Annotated in this window: 16 protein-coding genes and 1 riboswitch; of the genes, 10 read left to right on the top strand and 6 right to left on the bottom strand. The window is 72.6% G+C overall.

What is annotated here, in order from left to right; genetic code table 11:
- The 5 genes from ACFQGL_RS20585 (at position 1) to ACFQGL_RS20565 (ending at position 2,567) form a co-directional block, all read left to right on the top strand.
- Positions 1-867, top strand: coding sequence for a metal ABC transporter permease (locus tag ACFQGL_RS20585; RefSeq protein WP_377513817.1), 867 nt, complete (start codon positions 1-3; stop codon positions 865-867).
- Between the two features lie 43 nt (positions 868-910).
- On the top strand, positions 911-1,210 hold the full coding sequence (locus ACFQGL_RS20580) for an ArsR/SmtB family transcription factor (protein ID WP_377513816.1): 300 nt from the start codon (positions 911-913) through the stop codon (positions 1,208-1,210).
- Entirely contained in the window at positions 1,207-1,605 is a 399-nt protein-coding gene (locus ACFQGL_RS20575) for a Fur family transcriptional regulator (RefSeq protein ID WP_377513815.1), read from the top strand. Before ACFQGL_RS20580 ends, ACFQGL_RS20575 begins: the two co-directional genes overlap by 4 nt.
- A gap of 176 nt (positions 1,606-1,781) precedes the next feature.
- Positions 1,782-2,390, top strand: a complete 609-nt coding sequence (locus ACFQGL_RS20570; RefSeq protein WP_377513814.1) for a hypothetical protein — start codon at positions 1,782-1,784, stop codon at positions 2,388-2,390.
- A gap of 9 nt (positions 2,391-2,399) precedes the next feature.
- A complete protein-coding gene (locus ACFQGL_RS20565; RefSeq protein WP_363756449.1) occupies positions 2,400-2,567 on the top strand; it encodes a hypothetical protein in 168 nt (55 codons plus the stop codon).
- A 124-nt stretch (positions 2,568-2,691) separates the two neighbouring features.
- Here the strand turns inward: ACFQGL_RS20565 and ACFQGL_RS20560 are convergent, their stop codons facing one another.
- The 5 genes from ACFQGL_RS20560 to ACFQGL_RS20540 all read right to left on the bottom strand — a co-directional run bounded on the left by ACFQGL_RS20560 (position 2,692) and on the right by ACFQGL_RS20540 (position 7,876).
- On the bottom strand, positions 2,692-4,722 hold the full coding sequence (locus ACFQGL_RS20560; RefSeq protein WP_377513813.1) for an acyl-CoA dehydrogenase family protein: 2,031 nt from the start codon (positions 4,720-4,722) through the stop codon (positions 2,692-2,694).
- 120 nt (positions 4,723-4,842) lie between these two features.
- Positions 4,843-5,346: a DUF6328 family protein gene (locus tag ACFQGL_RS20555; protein ID WP_377513812.1), complete on the bottom strand. Its 504-nt coding sequence runs from the start codon at positions 5,344-5,346 to the stop codon at positions 4,843-4,845.
- A gap of 117 nt (positions 5,347-5,463) precedes the next feature.
- On the bottom strand, positions 5,464-6,213 hold the full coding sequence (locus ACFQGL_RS20550) for a sugar isomerase domain-containing protein (RefSeq protein WP_377513811.1): 750 nt from the start codon (positions 6,211-6,213) through the stop codon (positions 5,464-5,466).
- Complete coding sequence (locus tag ACFQGL_RS20545) at positions 6,210-7,016, bottom strand: AAC(3) family N-acetyltransferase (RefSeq protein ID WP_377513810.1); 807 nt, start codon at positions 7,014-7,016, stop codon at positions 6,210-6,212. Before ACFQGL_RS20545 ends, ACFQGL_RS20550 begins: the two co-directional genes overlap by 4 nt.
- A gap of 29 nt (positions 7,017-7,045) precedes the next feature.
- Entirely contained in the window at positions 7,046-7,876 is an 831-nt protein-coding gene (locus ACFQGL_RS20540; RefSeq protein WP_377513809.1) for an alpha/beta fold hydrolase, read from the bottom strand.
- A 105-nt stretch (positions 7,877-7,981) separates the two neighbouring features.
- A riboswitch (TPP riboswitch) is annotated at positions 7,982-8,086 on the top strand.
- Between the two features lie 76 nt (positions 8,087-8,162).
- Between ACFQGL_RS20540 and ACFQGL_RS20535 the strand changes: the two genes are divergently transcribed.
- The 3 genes from ACFQGL_RS20535 (at position 8,163) to ACFQGL_RS20525 (ending at position 11,207) form a co-directional block, all read left to right on the top strand.
- Positions 8,163-8,750 (top strand): ECF transporter S component, encoded by a 588-nt coding sequence (locus ACFQGL_RS20535; protein ID WP_377513808.1) that lies wholly within the window; start codon positions 8,163-8,165, stop codon positions 8,748-8,750.
- A 155-nt stretch (positions 8,751-8,905) separates the two neighbouring features.
- Entirely contained in the window at positions 8,906-10,321 is a 1,416-nt protein-coding gene (locus ACFQGL_RS20530; RefSeq protein WP_377513807.1) for an ABC transporter ATP-binding protein, read from the top strand.
- A gap of 85 nt (positions 10,322-10,406) precedes the next feature.
- Entirely contained in the window at positions 10,407-11,207 is an 801-nt protein-coding gene (locus tag ACFQGL_RS20525) for an energy-coupling factor transporter transmembrane component T family protein (RefSeq protein ID WP_377513806.1), read from the top strand.
- A gap of 217 nt (positions 11,208-11,424) precedes the next feature.
- Here the strand turns inward: ACFQGL_RS20525 and ACFQGL_RS20520 are convergent, their stop codons facing one another.
- A complete protein-coding gene (locus ACFQGL_RS20520; protein WP_377513805.1) occupies positions 11,425-11,898 on the bottom strand; it encodes a hypothetical protein in 474 nt (157 codons plus the stop codon).
- 291 nt (positions 11,899-12,189) lie between these two features.
- Between ACFQGL_RS20520 and ACFQGL_RS20515 the strand changes: the two genes are divergently transcribed.
- On the top strand, positions 12,190-12,486 hold the full coding sequence (locus tag ACFQGL_RS20515; RefSeq protein ID WP_377513804.1) for an MTH1187 family thiamine-binding protein: 297 nt from the start codon (positions 12,190-12,192) through the stop codon (positions 12,484-12,486).
- Between the two features lie 103 nt (positions 12,487-12,589).
- Positions 12,590-14,032: an NADP-dependent phosphogluconate dehydrogenase gene (gene gndA / locus ACFQGL_RS20510; protein WP_377513803.1), complete on the top strand. Its 1,443-nt coding sequence runs from the start codon at positions 12,590-12,592 to the stop codon at positions 14,030-14,032.
- Positions 14,033-14,160 lie beyond the last annotated feature (128 nt).

Genomic DNA, 14,160 nt, shown 5'->3' with positions numbered 1-14,160 from the left:
ATGGAACTCTTCCAGTACCCCTACATGCAGCGTGCCCTGATCGGCGCGCTGGTGATCGGCCTGGCCGCGCCGGCGCTCGGCATCTATCTGGTGCAGCGCCGGCTGGCGTTGATCGGCGACGGTGTCGGGCACGTGGCGTTGACCGGGGTCGGCGCCGGCCTGCTGCTCAACCGCTCGCCGGTGCTGGTGGCCGTGCTGGTCGCCACCGTCGGCGCGATCACCATCGAGGTGGTCCGCTCCCGTGGGCGTACCTCCGGGGATCTGGCCCTGGCCCTGCTCTTCTACGGCGGCATCGCCGGCGGTGTGCTGCTGGTCGGCCTCTCCGACGCCACCAGCGCCAACCTCAACGCCTACCTGTTCGGCTCGCTGACCACCATCAAGCCCGCCGACCTGACCACCATCGCGGTGCTCGGCGCGGCGATCCTGGTCACCATGATCGCGCTACGCCCGGCGCTCTTCGCGGTCACCCACGACGAGGAGTACGCCCGGGTCTCCGGTCTGCCGGTGCGGACGCTCAACCTGCTGATCGCGGTCACCACCGCGGTCACCGTGACCATCGCGATGCGGGCCGTCGGAGTGCTGCTGATCAGCGCGCTGATGGTGGTGCCGGTGGCCACCGCCCAGCAGGTCACCCGGGGCTTTCGCAGCACGATGACGGCGGCGATGGCGCTCGGGCTCTTCGCGGCCGGCTCCGGTGTCTGGGTGGCCGCCACCGCAAACACCCCGCCGGGTGCCTCGGTGGTGCTGCTGGCTATCGCGTCCTTCCTGGTGGTGGCCGTGGCCGGCGGGATCTGGCGGGCGCTGCGCCGCCGGTCCGTCCCGGCCGCCGCGGCAGCCGCGGAGCCGCACGAGGTCGTACTCCAGTGATGCTGATCAGCCGGAGGCCGGCGATATTGGTTACCGTGACGAGGTGACCAGCGCAACGGGCTACGAGGGCTTCGAGGGTGCCAGCGAGTTGCTCCGCGCTCTGTCGGCCCCCATCCGGTTGGCCATCGTCAGCGAACTCGCGTCCGGTGAGCGGTGCGTGCACGAGTTGGTGGAGCAGCTCGGTGCCGCACAGCCGCTGGTCTCCCAGCACCTGCGGGTGCTGCGCGGCGCGGGGGTGGTGCGTGGTTCGCGCCGAGGTCGGGAGATCGCGTACAGCCTGGTCGACGAGCACGTCGCGCACATCGTCGCGGACGCGGTCAGCCACGCCGGGGAGGGATCATGAGCGAGAGTGGCGCCGCGGTGCGCAACACCCGGCAGCGATCGGCCGTGAGCGCGCTGCTGGGCGAGATGGAGGGCTTCCACAGCGCCCAGGACCTGCACGCGATGCTCCGGCAGCGCGGCGACCGGGTCGGCCTGACCACCGTCTACCGCACCCTGCAGGCACTGGCCGACTCGGGCGAGATCGACGTGATGCGCCCGCCGGGCGGCGAGCACCTCTACCGCCGGTGCAGCGAGGGGCACCACCACCACCTGGTCTGTCGGGCCTGCGGTCGTACGGTCGAGGTGGCCGGCCCGGCGGTGGAGAGCTGGGCCGACCGGGTCGCCGCCCAGCACGGCTACGCCGACGTCAGCCACACGCTGGAGATCTTCGGCACCTGCCCAGGCTGCGTCCACTGAGCTGTCGCCGTGCCGTGCCGCCGTGCCGCCGTGCCGCCGTCATCTCATGATCACTTTGTCGTCAGTAGTTCGCCGGGCCCGCTGACAACTGCTGAGGGCAAAGTGATCATGCCGGGGCGTCCCGCCGGCTGATCCGTCGGGTGCCAGCGCCGGCCGTTCGTGGCACGCTGTCCGGCGTGAAAATTTACGCCGATCGGTTTCCGACCGCCGCCCGCCAGTTGTTCACCGACCTCCTCGTCGTCGCCTGGGTGTACGTCGCGATCCGCGGCGCACTCTGGCTGCACGACCTGGTGCAGAAGCTCGCCGTACCCGGACAGAAGCTGGAGGGTGCGGGCAGCGGGCTCGCCGACAACCTCGCCGACGCCGGTGGCAAGGTCCGCCGGGTGCCGCTGGTCGGCGACGAGCTGACCGCGCCCTTTCAGCGGGCCGCCGATGCCGCACGATCGCTCGCCGACGCCGGTCGCGACCAGCAGCACCTGGTCGACCAGCTCGCCCTCGCGCTCGCCGTCGCGGTGCTGATCTTCCCGCTCGGCATCGTGCTGTTCGGATGGCTGCCGCTGCGGGTCCGCTGGATGCGCCGGGCCGGGTCCGCGGCGAAGCTGGCCGCCGGGCCGGCCGGCCGGGACCTGCTCGCCCTGCGCGCGCTGGCCACCCAGCCGCTGGGCCGGCTGACCCGGATCGCGCCGGACGTCGCCGAGGCATGGCGGCGCGGCGACGACGACACGGTCGACGCCCTGGCCGCGTTGGAGCTGCGCCAACTCGGCCTGCGCGGTAGGGGCCGCTAAGGTCGTCGGGTGTTCTATTTCCTGGTCGTCATCGCCGTCCTGCTGCTCGGCTACGCCGCGGTCCTCGTCTCCTTCGTCCGACGGGGCAGGAAGATCCCGCCCGCGGCGTACCTCGGCTTGGCTTTGCTCAACGGCCTGATCCTGGCGGCGGTGCTGGCCTGGGCGGTCGCCCGCTGACCTCGGTCGGCGCAGCCGTCGGCCCGCCGACCCCGAGAGCGGCGCAGCCGTCGGCCCGCCGACCCCCCGAGCGCGACGCAGCCGTCGGCCCGCCCGGCGCGGTGGCAGCGCCGGGCGGTACCGGTCACGGCTTCGGTGGGATGCGGCGGCGGACGTCCTCGGCGGTGGACGCACCGGGCGACCAGCGAGCCACCCAGGGCAGCTCGTCGGACGGGGTGATCACGCCCTCCTCCAGGCTCGCGTAGCGGCCAGCGAGGATCCGCTTCGCGGCGGCGGTGTCGACCGAATCGGTGTTGTCCCAGAGTGCGCCGAACAGGGCGTCGACCCGGACCCGGGCCTGCCGGCAGAACAGGTCGGCCAGCTCGACGTTCTCCGGTCGGGTGTCCCGCTCGGCGGAGGCCCGGACGCAGACCGCGGACATCGCGAACAACTCGGCGCCGATGTCCACCACCCGGCCGAGGAACGCCTGCTTGCGCTCCATCTTTCCCTGCCAACGGGACATCGCGTAGAACGTGGACCGGGCCAGCTTGCGCGACGAGCGCTCCACCTGCCGCAGGTGCCCGGCCAGCGGACCGAACTCGGCGTACGCCGAGGGGCTCTGCCCCCGGCCGACGGCCAGGGTGGGCAGCCACTTCGCGTAGAAGGCCCCGGCCCGGGCACCGGCTCGGGCCTTGCGGCCCAGCCCCGCCTCCGGGTCGATGATGTCGCCGGCCACCGACAGGTGTGCGTCGACCGCCTCCCGCGCGATCAGCAGATGCATGATCTCGGTCGAGCCCTCGAAGATCCGGTTGATCCGCAGGTCGCGCAGCACCTGCTCGACGTTGGCCGGGCGTTCGCCACGGGCGGCCAGCGAGTCGGCCGTCTCGTAGCCGCGCCCGCCCCGGATCTGGACCAGCTCGTCGGCGATCTTCCAGGCCATCTCGCTGGCGTACAGCTTGACCAGCGCGGCCTCGATCCGGATGTCGTTGCGGTCGTCGTCGGCGAGCAGGCAGCACAGGTCGAGCATGGTCTCCATGCCGTACGTGGTGGCGGCGATGAAGGACAGCTTCTGGGCGACAGCCTCGTGCTCGCCCACCGGACGGCCCCACTGGACGCGGTCGGCGGCCCACTCCCGGGCCACGTTCAGCGCCCACTTGCCGGCACCGACGCACATCGCCGGCAGCGAGAGCCGGCCGGTGTTCAGCGTGGTCAGGGCGATCTTGAGCCCCTTGCCCTCGCCGCCGATGACGTTCTCGGCCGGTACAAACACGTCGTGGAACCGGGTGAGGCTGTTTTCCAGGCCGCGCAGGCCGACGAACTCGTTGCGCCGCTCCACCGTGATGCCCGCGCTGTCGCCGTCCACCACGAACGCGGTGATACCGCCGCGCCGCCCCTCGGCCGCGGGCACCCGGGCCATCACCACCAGCAGGGTCGCGACGGTGCCGTTGGTGGCCCACAGCTTCAGCCCGTTGAGCCGGTAGCCGGTGCCGTCCTCGGTGGGCTCGGCGATGGTGGCCAGCCGGGCCGGGTCGGAGCCGACGTCCGGCTCGGTGAGCAGGAACGCGGAGACCTCGCCGGCCGCGAGCCGGGGCAGGAACCGCTGCTTCTGCTCGGCGGTGCCGAACATCTTGAGCGGCTGCGGCACGCCGATCGACTGGTGCGCCGACAGCAGCGCCCCGATCGCCGGGCTGACCGAGCCGGCCAGCATCAACGCCCGGCAGTAGTGCAGGTTGCTCAGCCCGAGACCGCCGTACGAGCGGTCGATCTTCATGCCGAACGCGCCCAGGTCGGCCAGCCCGTGAAAGACGGAGTCCGGAATGGAGGCGTCCCGTTCGATGGCCGCGCCGTCCACCTCGGTGCTCAGGAAGGCGCGGAAGCGGCCGAGGAAGTCCTCGGCGCGGGCCACGTCGTCCGGCGCGGACCGAGGCCACGGGTCGATCAGGTCGAGCCGGAATCGGCCGAGGAACAACTCCTTGCCGAAGCTGGGCCGGTCCCAGGCGGACTCCCGGGCGGCCTCGGCGACCTGTCGGGCCTCCTTCTCCGAGACCTGGCCGGCCTCCCGGGGCAACGGACCGGCCGCGCCGGCCGTGTCCGCCGGGCCGGCTGGTTCGTCGGTCGACGTGACCGGCTGGTCCGGGCCGTCCGGCGCGGGTCGGCTGTTCTGTGTCGTGGTCACGGCTGCCCCCTCAGAACTTCGGTGCGGCTGCGTCGAGGTGCGCGACTACCGTCACGCTACTCCCGGGTGTTACCCAGGGGTAGCGGTCCGTGAAGATCGGCACGAGCTGTCTCGACGCGATCAGCCACGGGTGAGCGTCTCCGGGTCGTCATCGTCGTCGTCGATATCGTCGTCACCCCAGCTGCGTCGGGCGAACGGCAGGAACATCCAGAAGGTGAGGAACCACAGGCCGGTCACCGCGCTGAGTACGAAGGCGATCGGCCGGTCCAGCACGAAATCGGTGATCAGCAGCACCGCGCTGACCATCGCGATCAGCATGAAGGCGAGTCCACCGGTGGCCATCCGGTGGGCGAACCGGACCAACTCCGGCTTGCGGCCCTGCCGGAACAGCGCCCGGTGGAACGCCACCGGCGAGATGATCATTGCGGTGGCGGCGGCCGCGGCGAGCAACGCGACCACGTAGACGTCCCGCTGGAACTCGCTGGTCTGGGTGAAGCCGTTACTGAACGGCAGCGTCAACAGGAAGGCGAAGAGGATCTGTACGCCGGTCTGCGCGACCCGCAACTCCTGCAGCAGGTCGGCGAAGTTGCGCTGCCAACGCTGCTTCTCGGTCTCCTTCGACACGTGCTACCTCCGGTGCGACGGTACTGCCGGCGGTCCCAGCCGCCGGCAGCAACGCCAGTGCCCCACCCGGCCGAGCGCGAAACAAGCTCACGACAACCGGGCCGGCGACCAGGGGCGTCAGGAGCCGCGGCGGATCCGGCCCGCGTACCGGGCCTCCAGCGCGGTGTTGTGCGCGTCGCCGTCCGGGATGTTCGCCGACAGGTAGACCGGGGGCCGCTCCCCCGCCGCCAGCAGACGCGCCACCACCTCCACGGTGATCTGCTGGGCCAGCAGCGCCGCGGTGATCGAGGAGACCGCACCGACCGCACCGCCGCCGGGCAGCGGCAGCGTCGCATCGCCGTACGGGGCGCCGTTGTCGAGCACCACGTCGGCGATGTCGGCCAGCTTGCGGCCGGACGGGTGGCGGGAGGTCATCTGGCCGGAGTGCTGGGCCGAGGTGATCGCCACCAGCCCGTGGCCGTGCTGCTTGACCAGCGTGGCGAACTCCACCATCGCCCCGTTGACCCCGGAGTTCGAGGCGAGCACGAACACGTCGGCGGGCCGTACGGGTGCCAGCTCGTAGAGCCGGTGCGCCACCGTCGGGTCCCGCTCCAACAGCGGGCCGAGCCGTTCGGCCGGCTCGCCGCCGAGCAGCACCAGGTCGCGGAGCGCGATCCGGTTGGTCGGCACCAGACCGCCCGCCCGGCCGGCGATCTCCATGGCGAGGGCCTCCGAGTGCCCGGTACCGAAGGCGTGTACCACCCCGTCGGCGCGGACCGCGTCGGCGATCAGGTCGGCGGCCCGCCCCACCGCCTTCCGCTGGCTGGCGGCCACCCGGCCGATCGTCTCGGTCACCACGGCCAGATAGTCCTCGGCACTCACGCTCACGCGTCCTCCCTCTTCCGGTTACGGGCGATCCAGCGCACCGCGAAGTCGACCGCCGCCCGTTGGCGCATCAACCTGCCGGTCCCGGTGCCGACCGGCCCGGTACGGACCGCCCCGGTGGCCTCCAGGTCCCTGCCCAACGCGCCGAAGTCGGCCTCGTCGAGCCGTACGTCCTCCCACCACACCCAGGCGCGGCCACCGTCGGCGGTACGCACCGCCGCGCCCAGCCGCTCCCGGGGCGGGGCCGGGCAGCGGTACTCGGCGAGATGCAGTGACGTGTTCACGTCGTGCTCCACGCCGAGCAGCAGCACGTCGGCGTCCAGGTCGTAGAGCCGGGCCAGCGGGGAGCCCTCGCCGAGCATGTCGGCTCGGTCGTGCCCGGCCACCACCCGCTCGGCGGCCGGTCCGAGCGCCGCGAACGACACCTGCGGATGCGTGCTGCGCAGCGCTCCAGGCCAGCAGCGGACCATCTCGGCGACCGCGCCCATGAAATGGCTCGGCGTGATCGCCGGATCGAAGCCGGGCATCTCGGCGCGGATCAACGGCCACCAGCTCGCCGGCACCGGCGGATTGCGCCACTGCGCCGGGTCGCTGTTGTCGGGGGTGTGGGTGGGCACCACGATCGTGCCGTCCGGGCCCAGCGCGTCGCGCAGGGCGAGCACGACCGCCTGCGGCCCCCCGCAGACGAAACCCAGCGGGCTCAGGGCGGCGTGCACGAGCACCGTCCCGCCGGGGCGTACCCCGAGCAGGCGCAGCTGCGCGGCGAGCGAGCGCCGGGTGCCCGGCCCGCCGGTCTCCGTCGTCACGGTGGTCCTTCCTCGTCGACCGGCGCGGCTCAGGCGGCGGTGCCGACGCGGGCCAGGATCGCCTCGGCCAGCGGGCCCGGCGCCACGTCCGGGATCCAGTGGCTCACCCCGGGCAGCGACACGAAGCGGTAGTCGCCGGTGACGTTGCCGGCGCACGCCTCGGCGGCGGTCCGGCCGATGGCGACGTCCCGGTCACTCCACACGTACGTCGTGGGCACCGCGACCGGCCCGACGCCGGCCAGATCCGCGCGGGACATCGCCCGGTACCAGTTCAGTGCCGCGGTGAGCGCCCCCGGTTCGCGCATCGGGTCGGCGTAACGGTCCACCCTGGACGCGTCTCCCACTCCGCCGAGCAGCTTGCGGAGTGCGGTCGCGTGCAACGCCAGCAGCACCTTCTCCGCCTTGCCCGGCTGACGGAACAGCGCGATGTACGACGAGCGCGCCTTCTGCTGGCCGTCGTGGGCGAGCGCGTGCGCCATCGCCGCCGGGTGGGGTACGGACACCGCGGTCAGCGTACGGACCCGCTCGGGGTGATCGGCGGCGAGCGCCCAGGCCACGATCGCGCCCCAGTCGTGGCCGACCAGGTGGACGGCGTCCAGCCCGAGCGCGTCGAGCACCGCCACCGCGTCGGCGACGAGCTCGGGAATCCGGTACGCGGTCACCTCCGTCGGCCGCGCGCCCGGCGAGTAGCCCCGCTGGTCGGGCGCGTACGTGCGCAGCCCGGCGGCGTGCAGCGCCGGAACGACCTCGTCCCACTCGCCGCCGTGTTGCGGGAAGCCGTGCAGCAGCAGGACGGGCGCGCCGTCCTGCGGACCGCCGGTGCGTACCTCGAACGTCAGACCTCGCGCGTCGACCCGCATGATCGTCAGCCTACCCAGCCGGCGGCGGAGCGGCCGGACGCCGAGGTGGCGGACGCCCTGCTGGGCCGATACCCCTGGTCAGTGCTAGCGTCAGCGAGACAACTTCACATCCGACAGGGGAGCGCACAGCGCTGAGAGTGCGGGCACGCCCGCAGACCCTCGAACCTGATCTGGGTAATGCCAGCGCAGGGAGTTCGGTCGACCTCCAGCCGCGCCGCCGTCCGGTGCAACCGGACGCGCGGCGTGCGTCTTCTCCTGGTTCTTTCTCTTGAACTGGGAGTCAAGCATGGACAACACCACCAACCGCTGGCGAACCATCGACATCGTGGTCGCCTCGGTGATCGCGGTCGCCTTCGGCGTCATCTTCTGGGCCTGGGGCCTGGTCTGGAGCGCCACCGAGGGCGCGTTCGCCTTCTTCCCGCCGGCGCAGACCCTGCTCTACGGCATCTGGCTGATGCCGGCCGTGATCGGCGGCCTGGTCATCCGCAAGCCCGGTGCCGCCCTCTACTGCGAGACGGTCGCGGCAGTCCTCTCCGCGCTGCTGGGCAGCCAGTGGGCCGGCACGGTGATCCCACAGGGCATCGTGCAGGGTCTCGGCGCCGAACTGGCCTTCGCCGCCTTCCGCTACCGGTCGTACCGGCTGCCGACCGCGGTGCTGGCCGGCGCGCTGACCGGCCTCAGCGCCGCGCTGTTCGACTTCTTCGTCTGGAACGCCGACTACGAGCTGACCGACTACCGCATCCCGTACGCGCTGCTCACCATCGTCAGCGCCACGGTCGTGGCCGGCGCAGGAGGCTGGCTGCTCACCAAGGCCCTGGCCAACACCGGAGCCCTGGACCGCTTCCCGGTAGCCCGAGACCGCGCCCCCATCTAACCCCGCCCGTCGTGTCGATCATGAGGTTGGCGGTCGGTTGGATCTCCGGAACCACCGTCAACCTCATGATCGACCGGGCAGGGTGAAGCCGGCGGCCTGGGGTGGGGGTTGGGGTGGGGGTTGGGGTTGGGGTTGGGGTTGGGGTTGGGGTGGGGGTGGGTGGGGTTTTTTTGCGGGGGTTCGGGTGGCGGCACGCTGGGCGGCGGGCCTGGGCTGTTCGTGGGGTCGACCTGCGGATTGAGGCTGGGGAGCGGGTTCTGCTGCTCGGGCCTTCGGGGGCCGGTAAGAGCACGCTGTTGAGCGCGCTGGCCGGGCTACTGCCCGAGGACTCGGGCGAGCAGGAGGGCACCGTCGAGATCGACGGGCTCGACCCGCGCAAGGGCCGCGAACGGGTCGGCATCGTCTTCCAGGACCCGGAGACCCAGCTGGTGATGGCCCGCTGCGGCGACGACGTCGCGTTCGGGCTGGAGAACCGGGGAGTACCGGCCGGCGAGATCTGGCCGCGGGTGGACGAGGCGCTGCACCGGGTCGGCTTCCCGTACCACCGGGACCGGTCCACCGCCGCGCTCTCCGGCGGCGAGCAGCAACGACTCGCCCTGGCCGGCGCGCTGGCCCTGCGCCCCGGCCTGCTGCTCCTGGACGAGCCGACCGCCAACCTCGACCCCGCCGGGGCCACCCTGATCCGGCAGGCGGTGGCCGGCGCGCTGGACGCCGACACCACGCTGATCCTGGTCGAGCACCGGGTCGCCGAGGCGCTGCCGCTGGTCGACCGGGTCGTCGTACTGGAGCCGGGCGGCGGGGTCCGCGCGGACGGCCCGCCCGAGGCGGTCTTCGCCGCGCACGGTGCCGCGCTCGCCGCCGAGGGCGTCTGGGTCCCCGGCCACCCCATCGCGCCCCGGCCGGCGAAAACCGCGGCCGGGGACCTGTTGCTCACCGCCGACCAGCTCGGCCTACCACCCCGGCTGGGCTCCACCAACCTGGCGGTACGCGCCGCAGAGGCACTCGCCGTACGCGGACCCAACGGCGCCGGCAAGTCCACCCTGGCACTCCTGCTGGGCGGGCTGCTCAAGCCGGGCACCGGTCGGGTCACCGCGTCCGCCGAACTCGCCGGGCCGGACCACCGCACTCCCCCGCACCGGTGGCGGGCCCCCGCGCTGGCCCGACGGATCGGTTCGGTCTTCCAGGATCCGGAGCACCAGTTCGTCACCGGCACCGTCTTCGACGAGCTGGCGCTCGGCCCACGCCGTACCGGCCAACCCGAGCCAGCCGTCAAGGACACCGTGACCGAGCTGCTGGACCGGCTCCGGCTGACCCGCCTCGCCGCCGCCAACCCGTACACCCTCTCGGGTGGGGAGGCGCGGCGGCTGAGCGTGGCGACGGCCCTGGCCACCGCGCCCCGCCTGCTGATCTGCGACGAACCCACCTTCGGCCAGGACCGGCGGACCTGGCAGGAACTGGTCGACCTCTTCGCCGACCTGCGCGACGCCGGGCACGGCGTGGTCACGGTCACCCACGACGCGGACTTCGTGACCGCGCTCGCCGACCGCACCGTCACCCTGGAGCGACCGTGACCAGCGGTGTACCCGCGGGCCGGCCCAGCCGGGACGGCTGCACCAGTGGTGTGCTGGCCGGCCAGCCCAGCCGGGACGGCATTCGATGATCAGTATCGAGCCGGTCGCCGCGCCCGGCGCACCGCTGGCGCGGCGCAACCCGGTGGCGAAGGTCGCCGCCGCGCTGGTCTTCTCGTTCACCCTGTTGGCCACCCTGGACCCGGTAGCTCCGGCGATCGCGATCGCGATCGAACTCGCCGTGCTGCCGCTGTTCGGCGTCCGCTACCGGGTGCTGGCCCGGCGGGCCCTGCCGCTGCTGCTCAGCGCCGCCGGCATCCTGGTCACCCTGGTGCTCTTCGCCGCCGACCGGTCCGGCCGGGTCCTGCTGGACGCGGGACCGGTACTGGTCACCACCGGAGTGCTGCGCACCGCGCTCGGCCTGGTGCTGCGGGTACTCGCGGTGGCACTGCCCGGCGTGATCGTCTTTGCCACCACCGATCCCACCGACCTGGCCGACGCGCTCATCCAGAACGCGAAGGCACCGGCCCGGTTCGCCATCGGGGCGCTGGCCGCGTTCCGACTGGTGCCGCTGCTCGGTCAGGAGTGGCAGATGATCAGCATGGCGCGGCGGGCGCGCGGCGTCGACGCCGGGCGAAATCCGGCAGCGAAGCTACGGCTGTTCGTCTCCACCGCGTTCGCTCTGCTGGTCGGGGCCATCCGCCGGGGCACCCGGCTGGCCGTGGCGATGGACGCGCGCGGCTTCGACGCCGGCACCCCGCGAACCACGGCCCGTCGTCAGCCCTTCACCCGCGCCGACGCCCTGCTCATCGCCACCGCCACAGCCCTGGCCGCCGCCACCCTGACCACCAGCATCCTGCTAGGCACCTTCCGCCCCCTGATCAGCTAACCCTCCCCGCGCCGCCGCTTGCCTCCCGCGGCGCATGCCGCGCACCGGGCGCGGCGCACGCCGCACGCCGCACGCCGCGCGCCGCAAGATCCACGCAACTACAGGGATGTAGTGGCCTCGCTGGCTGCAGAGGCCACTACAACCCTGAAACTGCTGCCTCCGCCCGCCGCGCCAGGTCAGCGCGGCACGCCGCACCAGGCCAGCGGGGTGGGATGGCCTAGCTTCGACGGAAGGCGTAGCGACGGGGTTGGCCGGCTCGTTGGCTTCGGCCACCTTCGGAGCGGGTTCCGCCGCCCTGCGGGGGCCCGGCCGTCGGCGCCGCCGGCCGACCGGATGCCTTCGGCAGATCCGCGACCGACGGCGCGTCGACCACTGCCGGCGTGTCGACCGGCAGCGCCACCCCACCTGGCAGCGCCGGCTCAACCAACGCCGTCGGTAAGGCCGGCTCAACCAACGCCGTCGGTAGGGCCGGTTCGACCACACCACCCGGCAACGCCGGCTCGACCAGCACCGCTGGCAACGCCGGCTCGATGAGCAGCGCCGGCTCACCGACCAGCGCCGGCTCGACCGGTTCCGCCACGAGGTCGCGGGTCGGTGGGAGCGGGAATGGGCCGTGGCCGGCCGGCGGGTTGGTGCCGGGCGGCGTCGGGCCGGGTGTACGGGACTTCTTCGGGTTGCGCCTGGCGGGCATCCGGGCCTCCTTCGGTGCCGACCGTCGCGGCCGGTCCCGCGCTTCGGCGGTCGGTCGGATCGGCTGGTGAACCGTCGTACCGCGACGGTCGAACGGGAAGGGACTGCTCACCGGGGTCGATCAGGCCAGCACCGCCGTCGCGGCGGGTGGGGATGCGGGCGCCCGGGAGCGTACGGACCGCGGCGCGGGGCTGCGGGCCGGCTCGGGAAGTGGGGCGTCAGTTACGCATGAACCAGACGCTATCCGCTGCGGGGCATCGGCGCAGCCGCTTTTCCTGACACCATCGACGGCATGCTGATCGCGTTCTCGGTTACCCCGCTCGGTGTCGGTGAGTCCGTTGGTGACCTGGTCGCCGAGGCGGTACGGGTGGTCCGTGAGTCCGGGTTGCCCAACCGGACCGATGCCATGTTCACCACCGTCGAGGGCGAGTGGGACGAGGTGATGGCGGTGGTGAAGCGAGCCGTCGACGTGGTGGCCGCGCAGGCGCCCCGGGTGAGTGTGGTGCTCAAGGCGGACGTCCGGCCGGGTGTGACCGACGCGCTCACCGCGAAGGTGGCGCACGTGGAAGATCGACTGGCCCGGGGCTGAGCGCCACCGGCCGGTGACCGGCTGTCGATGACACCGCACACACCATCGTGCACCGCGATACGGTCGCAGCACGGCAGTACGACGGCGAAGGGTGGCGGCACGGATGGCTGAGCAGGCGACGGCGCAGATCGGCGTGACCGGGCTGGCGGTGATGGGCCGCAATCTGGCCCGCAACCTGGCCCGCAACGGCTTCACCGTGGCGGTGCACAACCGCTCGCCGGAGCGCACCCGCAGCCTGGTCGCCGAGCACGGCGACGAGGGCACGTTCGTGCCCGGCGAGTCGATGGCCGACTTCGTGGCGTCCCTGGAGCGGCCTCGCGCGGTGATCGTGATGGTGAAGGCGGGTGCGCCCACCGACGCGGTGATCGACGAGCTGGTGCCGCTGCTGGAGGAGGGCGACATCATCGTCGACTGTGGCAACGCCCACTTCGCCGACACCCGCCGTCGGGAGGAGACGCTGCGCTCACAGGGGCTGCACTTCAGCGGCACCGGCGTCTCCGGTGGCGAGGAGGGCGCTCTGCTCGGGCCGAGCATCATGCCGGGTGGCTCCGCCGAGTCGTACGCCAAGCTCGGCCCGATGTTCGAGAAGATCGCCGCCCAGGTGGACGGAGTGCCGTGCTGCACGCACATCGGGCCGGACGGCGCCGGGCACTTCGTCAAGATGGTGCACAACGGCATCGAGTACGCCGACATGCAGCTCATCGCCGAGGCGTACGACCTGCTTCGAGCCGGCCTGGACGCGGAGCCGGCGGAGATCGCGGAGATCTTCCGGGGCTGGAACGACGGCGAGTTGGAGTCCTTCCTCATCGAGATCACCGCCGACGTGCTGGCGCACCGTGACGCGGCGACCGGCCGGCCCTTCGTCGACGTGGTGCAGGATCGGGCCGAGCAGAAGGGCACCGGCCGCTGGACCGTGCAGAGCGCACTGGACCTGGGCATCCCGATCACCGGGATCGCCGAGGCGACCTTCGCCCGTTCGCTCTCCGGCCACATCGACCAGCGCGAGGCGGCTCGCCGCGCGTTCCCGGACGCCGGCGAGAAGTGGCAGGTCGCCGACCGCGAGGCGTTCGTCGAGGACGTCCGCCGGGCGCTGCTCAGTTCCAAAATCGTCGCGTACGCGCAGGGCTTCGACCACATCCGCGCGGGCAGCCAAGAGTACGACTGGGACATCGACCTGGGCGGCACGGCGACCATCTGGCGGGGCGGCTGCATCATCCGGGCCCGCTTCCTGAACCGGATCCGGGAGGCGTACGACGAGCAGCCGGACCTGCCGACGCTGCTGGTGGCGCCATACTTCGCCGAGGCCGTCGGCGCTGGCGTGCCGAGCTGGCGGCGGGTGGTGGCCGACGCGACCCGGGCCGGGGTGCCGACGCCAGCGTTCTCGTCGTCGCTGGCCTACTTCGACGCGTTGCGTGCCGAGCGGCTGCCTGCCGCGCTGATCCAGGGCCTGCGGGACAACTTCGGCGCGCACACCTACCAGCGCGTCGATCGCGAGGGCTCGTTCCACACCACCTGGGCCGGCGACCGTACCGAATCCCCCGCCTAAGCCCCTCCCCTCCCCCGCCCGCCCCCTTCCCCGCCCCCAGCCCCGTCGATCTAGGGCATATCGTCGTGAGTTGATCTCCATCCGCAGCGATATGCCCTAGATCGACGCGGCGGGGCGGCGCGGGACGG

It is taken from the genome of Micromonospora vulcania, assembly GCF_042658605.1.
Lineage (GTDB): Bacteria > Actinomycetota > Actinomycetes > Mycobacteriales > Micromonosporaceae > Micromonospora > Micromonospora vulcania.
This window is presented reverse-complemented; position numbering and strand designations above follow the sequence as displayed.